This is a genomic window from Aeropyrum camini SY1 = JCM 12091 (genome assembly GCF_000591035.1).
In the GTDB taxonomy this organism is placed as follows: domain Archaea; phylum Thermoproteota; class Thermoprotei_A; order Sulfolobales; family Acidilobaceae; genus Aeropyrum; species Aeropyrum camini.
In genome coordinates this window covers 659,877-674,017 of sequence record NC_022521.1, presented here as the reverse complement: position 1 = coordinate 674,017, position 14,141 = coordinate 659,877, and the positions used below count along the sequence as shown (strand labels likewise).

16 protein-coding genes are annotated in these 14,141 nt (G+C 62.5%); 3 read left to right on the top strand and 13 right to left on the bottom strand.

What is annotated here, in order from left to right; translation table 11 throughout:
- Positions 1-5: 5 nt before the first annotated feature.
- The 10 genes from ACAM_RS03715 to ACAM_RS03670 form a co-directional block, all read right to left on the bottom strand.
- Positions 6-389 (bottom strand): nucleotidyltransferase domain-containing protein, encoded by a 384-nt coding sequence (locus ACAM_RS03715; RefSeq protein WP_232502325.1) that lies wholly within the window; start codon positions 387-389, stop codon positions 6-8.
- 306 nt (positions 390-695) lie between these two features.
- Positions 696-1,148 carry a 30S ribosomal protein S15 gene (locus ACAM_RS03710; protein WP_022541468.1) on the bottom strand — a complete coding sequence of 151 codons (453 nt, stop codon included), beginning with the start codon at positions 1,146-1,148 and terminating at the stop codon, positions 696-698.
- A gap of 65 nt (positions 1,149-1,213) precedes the next feature.
- On the bottom strand, positions 1,214-1,780 hold the full coding sequence (locus ACAM_RS03705; protein WP_022541467.1) for an XTP/dITP diphosphatase: 567 nt from the start codon (positions 1,778-1,780) through the stop codon (positions 1,214-1,216).
- Positions 1,773-2,468, bottom strand: coding sequence for a Kae1-associated kinase Bud32 (locus ACAM_RS03700; RefSeq protein WP_022541466.1), 696 nt, complete (start codon positions 2,466-2,468; stop codon positions 1,773-1,775). Before ACAM_RS03700 ends, ACAM_RS03705 begins: the two co-directional genes overlap by 8 nt.
- On the bottom strand, positions 2,429-3,478 hold the full coding sequence (kae1, locus tag ACAM_RS03695; protein WP_022541465.1) for a KEOPS complex N(6)-L-threonylcarbamoyladenine synthase Kae1: 1,050 nt from the start codon (positions 3,476-3,478) through the stop codon (positions 2,429-2,431). Before kae1 ends, ACAM_RS03700 begins: the two co-directional genes overlap by 40 nt.
- A 59-nt stretch (positions 3,479-3,537) precedes the next feature.
- On the bottom strand, positions 3,538-3,729 hold the full coding sequence (locus ACAM_RS03690) for a 30S ribosomal protein S27ae (protein WP_022541464.1): 192 nt from the start codon (positions 3,727-3,729) through the stop codon (positions 3,538-3,540).
- 6 nt (positions 3,730-3,735) lie between these two features.
- Entirely contained in the window at positions 3,736-4,092 is a 357-nt protein-coding gene (locus ACAM_RS03685; protein WP_022541463.1) for a 30S ribosomal protein S24e, read from the bottom strand.
- Between the two features lie 64 nt (positions 4,093-4,156).
- Entirely contained in the window at positions 4,157-5,875 is a 1,719-nt protein-coding gene (gene metG / locus ACAM_RS03680; protein WP_022541462.1) for a methionine--tRNA ligase, read from the bottom strand.
- Between the two features lie 19 nt (positions 5,876-5,894).
- Positions 5,895-6,227, bottom strand: a complete 333-nt coding sequence (locus ACAM_RS03675) for a hypothetical protein (protein WP_022541461.1) — start codon at positions 6,225-6,227, stop codon at positions 5,895-5,897.
- Entirely contained in the window at positions 6,227-7,345 is a 1,119-nt protein-coding gene (locus ACAM_RS03670; RefSeq protein ID WP_022541460.1) for a DUF1512 domain-containing protein, read from the bottom strand. Before ACAM_RS03670 ends, ACAM_RS03675 begins: the two co-directional genes overlap by 1 nt.
- Positions 7,346-7,540: 195 nt before the next feature.
- Here ACAM_RS03670 and ACAM_RS03665 point away from each other — a divergent pair, with 195 nt between their 5' ends.
- Positions 7,541-9,388 carry a ribosome biogenesis/translation initiation ATPase RLI gene (locus ACAM_RS03665; protein ID WP_022541459.1) on the top strand — a complete coding sequence of 616 codons (1,848 nt, stop codon included), beginning with the start codon at positions 7,541-7,543 and terminating at the stop codon, positions 9,386-9,388.
- Between the two features lie 26 nt (positions 9,389-9,414).
- Here ACAM_RS03665 and ACAM_RS03660 read toward each other — a convergent pair whose 3' ends face one another.
- The gene (locus ACAM_RS03660) at positions 9,415-10,143 is read right to left on the bottom strand and encodes a metal-dependent hydrolase (RefSeq protein ID WP_022541458.1); all 729 of its coding nucleotides are present in this window, start codon (positions 10,141-10,143) and stop codon (positions 9,415-9,417) included.
- A gap of 77 nt (positions 10,144-10,220) precedes the next feature.
- Here ACAM_RS03660 and map point away from each other — a divergent pair, with 77 nt between their 5' ends.
- Positions 10,221-11,150, top strand: coding sequence for a type II methionyl aminopeptidase (gene map / locus ACAM_RS03655; RefSeq protein WP_232502309.1), 930 nt, complete (start codon positions 10,221-10,223; stop codon positions 11,148-11,150).
- Here map and ACAM_RS03650 read toward each other — a convergent pair.
- The gene (locus ACAM_RS03650) at positions 11,147-11,716 is read right to left on the bottom strand and encodes a hypothetical protein (RefSeq protein ID WP_148706389.1); all 570 of its coding nucleotides are present in this window, start codon (positions 11,714-11,716) and stop codon (positions 11,147-11,149) included. The genes map and ACAM_RS03650 overlap by 4 nt on opposite strands.
- Positions 11,717-11,894: 178 nt before the next feature.
- Between ACAM_RS03650 and fbp the strand changes: the two genes are divergently transcribed.
- Positions 11,895-13,058, top strand: a complete 1,164-nt coding sequence (fbp, locus tag ACAM_RS03645) for a fructose-1,6-bisphosphate aldolase/phosphatase (protein WP_022541455.1) — start codon at positions 11,895-11,897, stop codon at positions 13,056-13,058.
- A gap of 42 nt (positions 13,059-13,100) precedes the next feature.
- On the opposite strand, the gene ACAM_RS03640 is transcribed toward fbp, so the two are convergent.
- Entirely contained in the window at positions 13,101-14,135 is a 1,035-nt protein-coding gene (locus ACAM_RS03640; protein WP_022541454.1) for a class I SAM-dependent methyltransferase, read from the bottom strand.
- Between the last annotated feature and the right edge of the window lie 6 nt (positions 14,136-14,141).

The window sequence follows — 14,141 nt, the reverse complement described above, 5'->3', positions numbered from 1 at the left end:
AAGAGTTATTTAAGCGTTCCACTATCCCCCGGCCGATTACCCACTAAGGAACCCCCTTCACCAGCAGCTGCCTCCTCAACGGTCCCAACGGTTTTAGAGTATTTACGCCAGCGCTCCACAGTTGTTACTATCACATCCACAGGGATGAGTAGCTCCCTCGCCGCTCTCGAGGCTATCCTTGTTGAGAGGATCCTCCTCTCCACTCTACCCACGTTCCCCTTTACAACAACAAGTATATCGTAGTCGCTGTCCTCCCTAGCCTCGCCTCGCGCCCTAGAACCGAACAGCACAATCTCATCTATCTCCACACCCAGTTTCACCGCCTCTTCTAAAACTATCTGTCTGATAATCCGCAACACCGTCTTCTCCAGATCTCCCCTTGAATGCATCAAATCTCTCAATTCTTCCCCATCTACTAGTCTAGTGTTACAGCCTAGCTATGTTATAATTTTTAAAGCGGGAAACCTAGGTTGCAGGGCTCGAATAATAGTTTAGGAGCCAAGTGAAGGCCTGAAGCTGGTCCTGTTGAAACTGGGGCGGCCAGTGGGCTAGCTGTTTGTCCCTAGAGGGGTTAGGAAACCGCCTCCCACGCGTTAAATCCTCTTCCCGCCTGGGGTGTTGGGAGGTGGGTGGCTGTGGGCCGTGGCGGCGTGGAGCTGCTGGCTATGGAGGCCGCCTAGGGGTCATTAGTGGTTTTACGTTGATACCAGGAGTTTGGCCGCCTCGGGGTCGTACTTCCAGTCGGGGGGTAGTACTCCCCTCCTCTTGTAGTATTTGACTAGCCTCCTTATCTTAGACTCGAGGTCTATGAGCCCCTTCTTGGCGTGGTAGTCCTTAGGGTGCTCGTCCAGGTGGCGCCTCAGGTTGACGGCCTTCCTTATTAGCATTAGGAGGTCCTCGGGGAGGGGCGGGTGGAGGCCCTTCTCCCTGAGGACCTCGCTGACCCCCTTGCCCAGTATTGGCTTTACCAGGGGTATGCCATACTGGTCCCTCAGTATTACCCCTATCATGCTCGGCCCGTAGCCCTTCTTAGCCAGCTCGGCTATGAGCAGCTCTATCTCCTCGGGGGTGAACACGAGCCACTGGGGCGGCTGGGGGTGCGGGGGTCTGGTGGAGTGGGACTGGCCCTTCTCCCTCCTCTTGTTCACAGTCTACACACCTCACACTCTACAGACAGCGTCAGCCCGGGCTAGAATAGGGTTTAGCCGAGGGATTATAAAGGATCCCTCCGGGAGAGCCACTCCCCCAGCCTCCTGAAGGCCCTGGCACGGTGGCTTATCCTGTTCTTAACACCCGGCCCCAGCTCGGCGAAGGTCCTGGTGTAGCCTTCGGGGATGAATATCGGGTCGAACCCGAACCCCTGGGAGCCCCGGGGCTCCCTGGCTATGGAGCCGCAGACCTCCCCTGTGAAAACCCTCTCCACCAGGGGGGCTATGTAGGCCACAGCCGCCCTGAAGCACCCCCTCCTATCCGCCGCTCCCTCCAACAGCCTGAGGACGCCGGGTATGCCTATGGTCTTGTAGGCGTAGCTGCTGTAGGGGCCGGGGAACCCGTTTAGAGCGTTTATGAAGAGGCCGGCGTCCTCCACGGCGAGAGGCCTGCGGAGCTGGGCGTAGGCGATCCTGGCGGCCTGGAGCGCTATCTCCTCCAGGCTCTCCGACTGGACCTCCAGCTTCCAGGCCTGGGCCTGCTCAACCTCCACCCCGTACTCCCCGAGGACCTCCCTCGCCTCCTCCAGCTTACCCCTGTTCCCCGTGACGAGGAGGATCCTCCTAGCCAACGCCCCACACGCTCCTCCGCCTCTCCCTCACATACCTCCCCCTCAGCCTGATCTCCTCAGCCCTCCGCAGCACCTCCACACCCCCCTCCCCCACGGCCCTCAGGTAGCCGCGGGTGTAGAGGCTGTAAAGCTCTCCCGCCAGGGGGGCGTGGGTGCTCTCCACAGCCCTCCTGAAGAGGTGGAGGTCAACAGCCCTGTCCTCGACGCTGGAGCTGAACTCCGCCAGCCCGTAGTCTATCAACACGACCCCACCCCCCCTCACAATGTAGTTCGAGGTGGTGGGGTCGCCGTGCACCACGCCAGCCCTGTGGAGGAGGCCTAGGTTGTAGCCCGCCTCCTCCACAAGCCCCCCGGCCTCGAGTCCCCGCCGGTCAATAACCTCCTTGAGTAGGGGGCCCTCCACATGCTCCATCACTATCAACCCCATGCTGGGGAACACCGCCAGGAGGGCTGGGGCGCTGACCCCCGCGGCCCTCGCAGCAGCTATAACCCGGGCCTCCCTCCTGGTCCTCAGCCTGACAAGCCTCTCAGCCAGCCTGGGGTGCATGTAGGGCTTTCTAACCCTGAGCTTGAACACGGCCGGGAGGCCCATGAACTCTCCCAGCCTGATCTCAGCCTCAGCCCCCCTCTTCAGGAGGGGGAGGCCCTCTAGCCCGGCGGCGGGTCTCCAGGGAGCCAGGGGTACCATGGTATGTCCACCTCGTCTATCCTCCACCTCTGCCTTATATACGCCTCCCCCGGGTCTATGGTGACGCCGTGGAGGTAGGCGGCGAGGCCTGTGAGGGCTATCATAACTCCGTTGTCGCCGCTGAGCATAACGTCAACCGGCTTGTAGGCGGCGCCGTGGAGCCGGGCCATGAGGCCCATCTTCTCGTTGAGAAGCCTGTTGGCCGCCACACCCCCCGTCAGGGTGGCCTGCCTCTTGCCGGTGTGGGCGAGGCACCTCTCGGTGACCTCCACCACGCTGGAGAACGCAACCTCCCTGAGTGTGTAGCACACGTCCCGGAGCCTAGCCCCCCCGCGTAGGAGCCTGAGCGCGGCTGTGAGTATGCCGCTGAAGGAGACGTCCTGCCCCTTGACAACGTAGGGTATGCCCTCCACGAACCCGCCCCCCTCGGCGCACCTGTCTACAGCGTGAAGCCCCCCCACAACGTAGGGGGGCGCTATACCAGCCTCCCTGGCGAAGGTGTCGAGGAGGTTCCCCAGGGCTATGTCGAGGGTCTCCCCGAAAGTCCTGTACCTCCCAGCGACGAAGGAGACGACAGTGGTGTTACCGCCTGCAACATAGAGGGCCACGGGGTCGCGGAGGCCAGTGGAGAACCTAGCGGCCTCGACATGGGCGACGGCGTGGTTCACAGGCACCAGGGGCTTCCCGTACTTGGCGGAGAGGGCCCTCGCAACCGTAGCCCCAACCCTAAGCGCGGGCCCCATACCAGGCCCCAGAGCAACGGCCACCGCGTCGATATCACCGATGGAAACCCCAGCCTCCCCCAGGGCCTCCGCAACCGCCTCCCCAGCGTGGAGGCTGAAGAACTCGGCCACCTCCCTAGGGAGTATACCCCCCTCCCTAGGCGTCCACCTCCTCCTAACGTCAGCCCTCACTATGGGGGGCCTGGTGGAGACTATCCCCACCCCGAATGTGTGGGCCGTGGACTCTATGCCCAGGACGAGGACCTCCCCAGCCCCCTTAGGCGGCATCAGAGAACCCCAGACCCTTGGGTATAGCCCCCCCGCCCCCGGGGGGCGGGGCCGGGCTTCTACTTCTTCTTCGTTACGAACTCTGTGTAGCCGCACTTCCCGCAGTGCCACCGCTCAACCGGCTTCATGTGGTGGGCCATTATGCTGCCGCAGCGTGGGCAGCGCCTGTTCTTCAGCCTTATAACCCCCTTCTCGTAGTCGACCTCGTATAGCCTGTGGACGTATGTCTTGAGCTCCTTCTTCTCAGCCACCCGCCGTCACCCCTCAGCCTCCTCGAACGGGTTTACGCCCCCGTTCCTCTCTATCACGTATTTGGGCTCGAAGGAGAGGGCCCTCTCGGGGGTGTCGTAGACGTGGACCCTCACCCTGCTAAGCCCGGCGCCGTACCCCGTCTTTATATTCCTGATGTACACCCTCTTGATGTCCACCCCGAGGACCTCGGCTAGCTTCTGCCTGAGAATGATCCTCATGGGAGTGGGCTTCAGCTCGTGGTGGAGCATCATAACTATCTCCCTCCGCTTCACGAGGGGGTTGTAGAAGTCTACCTGCACCTCCCCCCAGCCCATCTCTCCAAGGTCTATCCTCCTCGCCTCCCTCGCCTGTGGAACGCTCATCACACACCAACCCCCACCTGGTCAATGGGGTATAGGGCTATTAAAGAGTTTAGTAGGTATGGTGCTAGTCCCTGAGGAGGGGGGGCCTCTTCTCCAGGGCCCTCCTCCTAGCCTCCTCCACTATCTCGTCCACCCTATCGAGGAAGTCGTCGGGGAGCTTCTTGAAGAGGGGCTCCACCCTAACTATCCTCGCCCCCCCGGGGAGGGGGCGGTCTAGCCACTCGTCCCACACCGCCTCGTGCACGCTACCGGCGAGGCCGAGCATGCTCCACAGCCTCTCGGCGGCGTCGGGGGTGAAGGGGGCTAGGAGGTGGGCCAGTGTCTTCACAGCGTAGAGGGCTGCTGAGAGGGCCTTCACACCCTCCTCCCTATCCTCGGCCAGGAGCTTCCAGGGCTGCGTCTTGTTCAGGTAGGCGTTCCCCTCCCTGGCTATCTCCAGTATCCCCTCCGTCGCCCTCTTTATCCTAATCTCCTCCAGGTCCTCAGCCACCCTCCAGGCGGCTCTCCTAACCCTATCTACGAACCCCTGGTGCCCGCCGAGGTCCTCGGGCTCGGGGGCGACGCCGCTCATCCTGCTCCTGACGAGGCTCAGCACCCTGTTGACGTAGTTGCCTATATCGTCGTTAAGCTCGGTGTTAACGATCCTGTAGAACTCCTTCCACGTGAAGTTGGTGTCCCTGGCCTCGGGCCTCATCCTCGCCAGGGCCCACCTCCAGTAGTCCGCCGGCGCTATCTCCAGGGCCTCGTCTATCCACACGCCTATCCTCCTGCTCTTGCTGAACTGCTGGCCCTCGTACATCAGGTACTCCGTCGCGCTTATCCTCCAGGGCAGGACGTAGGGGTCGTGGCTCGCAAGGAATAGGGCGGGGAGTATTATGGCGTGGAACGGTATGTTATCCTTCCCTATGAAGTAGACCGTCCTCGTCCCGCTGTCCCACCACCACCTCTTCCACTCCTCCGGGTCCCCCCTCCTCATTATGAACAGCTCCTTCGTCGCGCTCACGTAGCCGAGGAGGGCGTCGAACCACACGTAGATTGTCTTGCCCTCGGCCCCCTTGAACGGCGCGGGCACACCCCAGGAGAGGTCGCGGGTCACGCTCCTGGGCTTAAGCCCCTGGGCCACCCAGTTTATACTATACTTCTTCACACTATCCTGCAGCTCCCCGTGGCCCTCCAGCCACTTGAGGAGCCTGTCCTGAACCCTCCTCAGGTCTATGAACCAGTGTCTGGTAGACTTGTAGACAGGCTTAGAGCCGCATAGGGCGCACCGAGGGTTCTTCAGCTCCGTGGGGTGGAGGAGCCTGCCGCACTCGTCGCACTGGTCTCCGCGGGCCCTCTCGTAGCCGCAGTAGGGGCAGGTGCCCTCGACGAACCTGTCGGGGAGGAACATCTTATCCTTCTCGCAGTAGGGGAGGACCTCCTCCTGGCTGAATATGTAGCCGTTCTCCTCAAGCTTCCTCATAAACTCCATCACAAACTCCTTGTGCACCGGGCTCTCGGTGCGGCTGTAGTTGTCGAAGGATATCCTGTACTCCCTCCACATCTTAACATCGTACTCGTGGACCTGGTCCGTCAGCTCCCTGGGCTCGACCCCCTTCCTCCTGGCCTCAAGCTCTATCGGCGTCCCGTGCTCGTCGCTCCCGCTGACGAAGACGACCTCCCTACCCCGGAGCCTGAGGTAGCGCGCGTAGATGTCGGCGCTGAGCACGCTTCCTATGAGAGTGCCTAGGTGGGGGACGTGGTTGACGTAGGGCCACGCAGAGGTTACCACATACTTAGCCATGACCCGGCATCCCGGGGGGTTATAGTCTGAGTAACCCCCTTATACCCTTACCCCTATCCCTCTTCTCCTCCTCAGGCTTCACCACTATAGCCTTAACAACCCCGGCCTCCCCGTCGCACCCCTCGGCCCGGGCTCCGACGTACTCGCCCTCCCTGAAGGGCCTCCTCACCTCCCTCCCGCCGCAGTCCAGTATGGTTATGAACTCCCTCCTCCTGGAGGCGGCCTCCTCCAGCCTCTTCATCTCCCCCGCCTGCCTGAGCATGAGGAGTATAGTGAGTAGGAGGACGGCCGCCAGTATAAGCGGCTGGAGCCAGGCGAGGGGGGAGTCGTCCATGAAGGGTAGGAGGGGCACTACTGACCCACCCCCACAGTGTTCCCCACTCCCACGACAACCACTATATCGCCGGGCTTCGACTCGCCCCTTATTATCTCCCTCACCCTCTCCACAGCCTTCTCAACGCCCTTCACAATCTTCTCCGTCATCCCCAGTATAGCCTCCTCCAGCCCCATCTTTATAGCCACAGCCCTCAGGGGTATCCCGTACTTGACGGCTATCCTCTCGAACCTAATCTTCTCCGGCCCTATATCGCCTATGGCTGCCCCGACACCGTCGGCCACGCTCCCAGTCTCCTCCCCCTCGAGCTTCAGGGCGGCGTCCACAGTCACCAGGAGCCTGGGCTTCCTCCCCTGGGCCACAAGCTTCTCTATGAGCCTCTCCGTCGCCGACCCGGGCCTCCCCACGCTGCTGCCCGGCCCCTCAGCCTTGACTATGTAGACCTTCCTGCCTTCGACGTCCGCGACGGTGTAGACAGTCTCCTCCTCAATCCTCTCCCACCTGGCGCCCAAGCCCGCGAGCCTCAGGGCTACCATGGGGCCGGCGGAGTCTCCTATGGGGACGCCCTTGAGGAAGTCGTTCAACGCCCTCCTATACGTGTCTGCAATCTTAAGTATCATAGGCATTATGAGCTGGAGCTGCATGATGAGGATCCAGTTCCTCGTCTTCTCCCCCGTGAGGAGGATGTGCCTCACATACTTGTGGATGAAGGAGAGGGCGCTGGCTATCTCCAGCGCCACCTCCGCCTTGCTCCTCGAAACCTCGTCCGCCTCCGGCATGTGCCTGGCGACCTCCTCCTTAAACCTCCTGGACCTGAGGTTCACCAGGTGCTCGAGCCTCCTTATAATGTCCACAGGCTCGATGTCCACCGGCGATATGACGAAGAAGTCCGCCAGCCTCGAGACGAGGGACTCCGCATCCCTAGCCCCCTTAGATACCATATACTCGACCGTCCTCCTCCTAGCGTCGTTAGCGAAGGACTCGAGAATAACCAGCTTAGACCTTATATCCCTGCTCCATAGGTAGACCTGTATCCTCTGGTTAGCCCCGGTGAAGAGGGCGACGAATATCAGGACGAGCAGCAGCTGGCTTATAGCCGAGATCCATTCAGGCAGGGAAGCCAGTTCCAAGACCACCTCAGGTGAACCCCCATAGACTCCTGCAGCACAGACACCTATAACCATACCCTACAGACTTCACGGCCCAGCCAATGTATATAACCAGAGTGGCCACAGCCTTTTATACCCAAATGCAGCCGGGAGGTGCCGCAGGCCAGGGCCCATGTATTAGTGCGCCTGGCGACAATGGAGTCTAGATAGGGTGTGGAAGGTTTGCAGGGGGGCTTGAGGCTGAGGCTCGCTGTGATAGACTACGACACGTGCAAGCCAAAGAAGTGTAGCTACGAGTGTATAGCCGTCTGCCCGGTCAACAAGAGCGGGAGGGGAGTGGCGATAGAGGCGGATACCGCTAGCAGGGGTAAGCCTGTCATATACGAGGACGCCTGCATAGGCTGCGCCCTATGCGTCAAGGCATGCCCCTTCGACGCCATCTACATCGTCAACCTGCCAATGGAGCTTGAGGAGGAGGCGGTCCACAGGTATGGGGTCAACGGGTTCAAGCTCTTCCGCCTCCCCATACCCAGGGACGGCCAGGTCGTGGGCCTCCTCGGGAGGAACGGCACGGGGAAGACTACGGCCCTCAGGATACTGGCGGGGGAGCTCAAGCCCAACCTGGGGAGGGTTGAGGGCGGGGAGCCCGGGTGGGATGAGATACTCAGGAGGTTCCGGGGGAGCGAGCTCCAGACCTACTTCAAGAAGCTCGTAGACGGGAAGCTGAGGATAGCCCATAAGATACAGTACGTCGAGCTCGTGCCTAGGAGGCTGAAGGGGAGGGTTAGAGACCTGCTGCAGAGGGCTGACGAGAGGGGCATCGCCCTGGAGCTGGCCCAGCAGGTCGGCCTGGACAGGGTGCTCGACAGGGACGTCAGGCAGCTCAGCGGCGGCGAGCTACAGAAGATGCTCATCGTAGCCGTTCTGAGCAGGGACGCCAACGTCTACATCTTCGACGAGCCCAGCAGCTACCTGGACATTAGGGAGAGGATGAGGATGGCCAGGCTCATAGCGGGGGCCGCGAAGCCGGGGGCCTATGTGCTGGTGGTGGAGCACGACCTCGCCGTGCTAGACTACGTGAGCGACCTGGTCCACATACTCTACGGCGAGCCCGGGGCATACGGCATAGTGTCGAAGCCCTACTCAACCAAGGAGGGTATAAACGTGTTCCTCCAGGGCTACCTCCCCGCCGAGAACATAAGGCTGAGGAAGGAGCCGATACTCTTCAGGAAGCCCGCCCCCGAGGCAGCCCCCGCCACAGCCCCGGGGGCTGGGAGGGAGGCGTCTAGGAGGAGGATAGTAGGGTGGACCAGCCTCAGGGTAGCCCTAGACGGGTTCACACTAACCTCGGGGGAGGGGGCGCTCCACGGCGGCGAGGTCATAGGGGTCGCAGGGCCTAACGGTATAGGGAAGACGACGTTCGTCAAAACCCTAGCAGGCGTGCTGAAGCCCGCCGAGGGGGCTGTCTACCCGTACGTCGAGGACCTCAGGGTCAGCTACAAGCCCCAGTACATAAGCCCTGAGAGCCTCCCCGACGCCACAGTCGAGCAGGTCCTCAAGGCGGCGAACCCCTCCGCCCTGGCGCCGGGCTCCTGGCTAAACCTGGAGCTTGTTAAGAGGATGAGGCTGGACAAGCTGCTCGACAGGAGGGTGAGGACGCTGAGCGGGGGGGAGATGCAGAAGGTCGCAGTTGCCGCGGCCCTGGCTAGGGAGGCCGACGTCTACCTCCTAGACGAGCCCAGCGCCTACCTTGACGTGGAGGAGAGGGTTGGCGTGGCGAGGGCTATCAGGAGGGTTGTGGAGACGAGGGAGGCAGCCGCCCTCGTAGTGGAGCACGACCTCATGATACTGGACTACGTGAGCGACAGGATAATGCTAGTCTCGGGCGAGCCCGGGGTGAGGGGCCACGTGGACGACCCTAGGCCGGTGAAGGAGGGGATGAACCTCCTCCTCCAGAACCTGGGGGTGACTGTCAGGAAGGACGAGCAGACTGGCAGGCCGAGGCTGAACAAGGAGGGGAGTTACCTTGACAGGATGCAGAGGGCCAGGAAGCTGTACTACGCCGTCTAGAAGCCACCATGTGAAAAGTTGGGGGTTTAGGCTTTGGAGAAGTCGAACTCGTAGCTCTCCCCCGGCTTCAGTATCCTAACCTGCGTGGGCAGGCACTTCTCCTCGACCCTCTTCTTGAACTCCTCTGGGTCTCCGTAGAGGACGGGGAAGGTTCCGTAGTGCATGGGTATAGCCACAAGGGGCCTGAGGAGCTCCACGGCCTTGGCCGCCTCCACCGGGTCCATGGTGAAGTGGCCTCCTATGGGTAGCAGGGCTACGTGGGGCTTGTAGATCTCGCCTATAAGCCTCATGTCCATGGTAACCCCAGTGTCGCCCGCGTGGTAGACCCTGCCCTCCCCGGTTATTATCACCGCGCCGGCCGCCACGCCCACGCTGCTGTGGGTGGCGGGTGTGAACGCCACCTTGAGGCCGAGGTCCTGGAGCACCACAGGCCCCCCGATGTTAGCCCCTATCACCCTGCCGCTGTTGAACAGCTCCTCCTTGCTGGCGCCAGTCTCCTTTGCAATCTCCTCCGCCGCCAGGTCGGCCACCTCGTAGACCGCGAGGACCTTGGCCCCCGGGTTGTTCGCCGCTATCTTACCCACGTCGCCCAGGTGGTCGAAGTGGCTGTGGGTTATGACTATAAGGTCAATCCCCCGGGCCTCCTCAGGCTTCACAGGGCTCTTCGGGTTGGAGAGCCAGGGGTCGATAAGTATCTTCCTCCCACCGGCCTCAAGCTGGAAGGCCGCGTGGCCGAGGTATGTGAGCCTCGCCATGGCACAGCACCGTAGAGTATATTGTTGGGGGCCAGGCGATAATAAGGCTCTCAAACCCCCCGCTGGTCTCTGGGGGGTTGGCGTTGGAGCAGGAGCCGCCTAAGATGCTTCTCGAGGCCGGCAGGATAGCCGCGGAGGTTAGGGAGTACGCCGCGGGGCTTGTGGAGGCCGGGGAGAGCTGTAGGAGGGTGTGCGAGCTGGTTGAGGAGAGAATCAGGAGCCTGGGGGCAGTCCCCGCGTTCCCCTGCAACATATCCCTGAACAGCGTTGCAGCCCACTACACCCCGGGGCTTAGGGACGACTGCACCATAGCCGAGGGGAGTGTTGTGAAGCTCGACGTGGGGGCCGCCGTTGAGGGTTATATAGCCGACACCGCCGTCACCGTCGACCTCGGCGGCGGGCCGAGGGGGCTTGTGGATGCGAGTGTCGAGGGGCTCCAGGCCGCCATGAAGGTTCTCAAGCCGGGTGTGAGGTTCTACGATATAGGCAGGGCGGTTGAGCAGACGGTGAGGAGGAGGGGGTTCAAGGTTGTCAAGAACCTATCGGGCCACACTATAGACAGGTACGTCATACACGCCGGCCTCAGCATACCCAACTACGGCGACAGGACTGCCTGGATACATAGGGTGAAGCCTGGTATGACTTTCGCGATAGAGCCCTTCGCCACCAACGGCAGGGGCCTCGTGAGGGAGGGGTCCACGGTAAACATATACGCCTACACCGGGAGGAGGCCCAGGACGATGCTAGGGGGGCTGGAGGAGAGGATACTCAGGCATGTCGCCGAGAAGTACAAGACCCTGCCCTTCACGCCCAGATGGCTCAAGGGTATGGCGGGCGACGAGGAGGTGGAGAGGGCCGTCAAGCTCCTGGCAAGACTGGGAGCCCTCCACGGCTACCCCGTGCTGATAGAGGCTGGAGGTGGCCTCGTAGCCCAGGCGGAGCACACCTTCTACGCCCTCCGCGGCGGGGTTGTGGTGGTCACGGAGAAGGGGCAGCCCACCATCTAGAGGAGCAGGCCCCTCCTCAGGGGCTCCACTTGGACGCTGCGCCTCGTAACGTTCACCCTCAGTATAGCGTCAACCCTGGCCTCCTGCAGGCCCCCGGGCCTGGGCCGCCTCACAAGGGCGAGGACCTCCCACGCCCCCCCAGCCCCCAGGGGGGTGGGGTCCCCCGAGAGTACCGCCCTCAGCGCGGCCTCGTCGAGGGAGAGGTAGGAGGGTATGGCGACTGTGAAGTAGTCCGCGTACCTCGAGTACCTGGAGGCCTTCGCCACCACCCTCGCCAGCAGGTAGACCTCAGGCCTGTCCAGGGCCCTCGGGTCTATAAACCCCGTCTCAACCTCGACTATCACAGTAGCCCAGGGGCTCTCAGCATAGATATCGGCAACCAGGTCCTCCCCAAGCCTCTCCTCAGGGTACACGTCGAAACCCCTGGAGGAGAGCCACGAAGCCACGGTGCCCTGGATGAGGCTGTGGATACGGGAGCCGTTACCCCTCTTGAGGCGCTGGCGGGCAGCCGACCCTAACACCTCAAGCCCGTACTGATGATTTGGAGGGTGGACGCTGAAAACCATGGCCCCTGGGCGGAGGGGGCTAGAGGCGGCTTACCCGCCTCCCAGGGTAATACGGGTAGACCTGAGGGGGTATTACCGCCGCGGAGGGGGCTGGGGGTGCTGGCTATGGGCGGGTGTTTATGGGGCCTCGCTCCACACTATAGTTTATGGCTTTCTGCGTGCTCGGAGGTGTTGTGTTTTGTCGGAGGCTAGGACCACGACTGTGAGCGTTATAAAGGCGGATATAGGTAGCCTCGCGGGCCACCATAGGGTGCACCCCGACACCATACTAGCGGCCAGCAGGGTTCTCGCGGAGGCTAAGAGGAAGGGGGTTATTAAGAGCTTCTACGTGACCAACGCCGGCGACGACCTACAGCTCATCATGACCCACTTCAAGGGGGTCGACAACCCCGAGGTACACGAGCTAGCATGGACGGCGTTCAGAGAGGCGACCAAGGTTGCCAAGGACCTCGGCCTCTACGCCGCGGGCCAGGACCTGTTGAGCGACGCCTTCAGCGGTAACATACGCGGCCTGGGCCCCGGGGTTGCTGAGATGGAGTTTGTGGAGAGGCCTAGCGAGCCGATAGTGGTCTTCATGGCCGACAAGACGGAGCCGGGCGCCTTCAACCTCCCCCTCTACAAGATATTCGCCGACCCCTTCAACACAGCCGGCCTAGTCATAGACCCGAGGCTCCACGACGGCTTCATATTCGAGGTCCTCGACGTGTTCGAGGGCAAGGCGGTGGAGCTCAGGGCGCCGGAGGAGATCTACGACCTCCTAGCCCTCATCGGGACCCCCAGCAGGTACGTCGTTAAGAGGGTGTACAGGAAGAGCGACAGGGAGATAGCGGCTGTGGTGAGCAGCGAGAGGCTAAGCCTAATAGCGGGGAGGTACGTGGGTAAGGACGACCCGGTTATGATAGTCAGGGCGCAGAGCGGGTTCCCGGCTGTGGGCGAGGTCCTCGAGCCCTTCGCCTTCCCACACCTAGTCGCCGGGTGGATGAGGGGAAGCCACCACGGCCCCCTAATGCCGGTGGGCCTGAAGGACTCTAAGGTCTCCAGGTTCGACGGGCCCCCCAGGGTCATAGCCCTCGGCTTCCAGGTGAAGAACGGCGAGCTCATAGGCCCCGCAGACCTCTTCGACGACCCGGCCTTCGACGAGGCGAGGAGGCAGGCCCAGATGATAGCGGACTACATCAGGAGGCACGGCCCCTTCATGCCACACAGGCTAGGCCCGGAGGAGATGGAGTACACAACCCTGCCCGAGGTCCTCAAGAGGCTGAAGGACAGGTTCAAGCCCGTGGAGATGGGCTACAAGCCGAAGGTCAAGCACGAGGCCGGCGAGGCGGCCGACGTAGACTAACTCCAAACCCACCCCCTCCCCCGGGGGTTTGAAGAGGGGTTTTTACACCCGCCTGGGCTCCACCTCAACCTCGACCCTGTAAACCGCGGCTGAGGGGCTGTACTCGAGAACCCTCCTGCACCACCCCGCCTCCACCCTTCGGCAGCAGGGTGTGCGGGCGAAGGCCTCGATGGCGTCTTCCACAGCCTGGGGGCAGCTCTCAGAGAGCCTGTAGAAGAGCACCCTCGCCCCGCTGCTGCCCGCGAGCCTGCAGGCCTCCCAGGCGAAGGTGTGGGAGGCTGTGGGGTGGTTCATTATTATTGTGGTGAAAACCGGCTGAAGGATGCCTGGTAGGAGGCGGGCGTCGGCCCTGAGGACCGAGACCCTCCCCCGGAGCCTCCTCCTGTTCCTCCTCGCGTTCCTCGCTGCCAGGAGGGCGGCGTGGGGGTTTATGTCCGCCGCTACCACGCTGGCCCTCCTGAGGCTCGCTATGTGTATAGAGAACCCCCCGACGCCCGAGAACATGTCCAGAACCCTCTCCCCCTCCCCCACAGCCTCGGCGGCCCGCCTGTGCTCGCCGGCCAGGCGGGGGTTGAAGTAGGCCCTCGCTATGTCAACCTCGAACTCGAGGCCGAACTCCCTGTGGACGGTCCAGGTCCTCCTCTCCCCCGCCAGGTGTATAAGCTTCTGCACCCTAAGCTCCCCGACGGTGGCCTCCTTCAGGTACACAGCCCTCACCCTCGGCTGCTCCCTCAGGAGCACCTCAGCCGCCCTCCTATACTCCTCAACACCGGGCCCGCCCTCCCTCCTGCTGAACACCGCTATATCCCCCACCAGGCTGTATCCCGAGAGCCCCTCGAACCCCAGCTCCCTCAGCCCCCGGGGCCTCCGCCTCGGCTCGAAGGAGGCGCTGCAGGGCCAGGCCTCGAGGCCCGAGGACCTGAGGATCTCCAGGGCCTCCGCCGTGCTGGCTACAGGCAGCATCAGCCTCCCCCCGCCCCGGGCGGGCTTGAACCCCCTATCCAGCAGCCCGGCCTCCCGGAGGATGCGTATAGCCCTCTCCCCGTCCACAGGCTTGACTGCAACGCACTCCGGCAACCCAGA

Coding starts and splice junctions, on each gene's coding strand:
- ACAM_RS03715 (WP_232502325.1), bottom strand. CDS start 389: ATGCATTCAAGGGGAGATCTGGAGAAGACGGTGTTGCGGATTATCAGA.
- ACAM_RS03700 (WP_022541466.1), bottom strand. CDS start 2,468: ATGGTACCCCTGGCTCCCTGGAGACCCGCCGCCGGGCTAGAGGGCCTC.
- kae1 (WP_022541465.1), bottom strand. CDS start 3,478: ATGCCGCCTAAGGGGGCTGGGGAGGTCCTCGTCCTGGGCATAGAGTCC.
- ACAM_RS03685 (WP_022541463.1), bottom strand. CDS start 4,092: ATGAGCGTTCCACAGGCGAGGGAGGCGAGGAGGATAGACCTTGGAGAG.
- metG (WP_022541462.1), bottom strand. CDS start 5,875: ATGGCTAAGTATGTGGTAACCTCTGCGTGGCCCTACGTCAACCACGTC.
- ACAM_RS03660 (WP_022541458.1), bottom strand. CDS start 10,143: ATGGCGAGGCTCACATACCTCGGCCACGCGGCCTTCCAGCTTGAGGCC.
- ACAM_RS03650 (WP_148706389.1), bottom strand. CDS start 11,716: ATGGTTTTCAGCGTCCACCCTCCAAATCATCAGTACGGGCTTGAGGTG.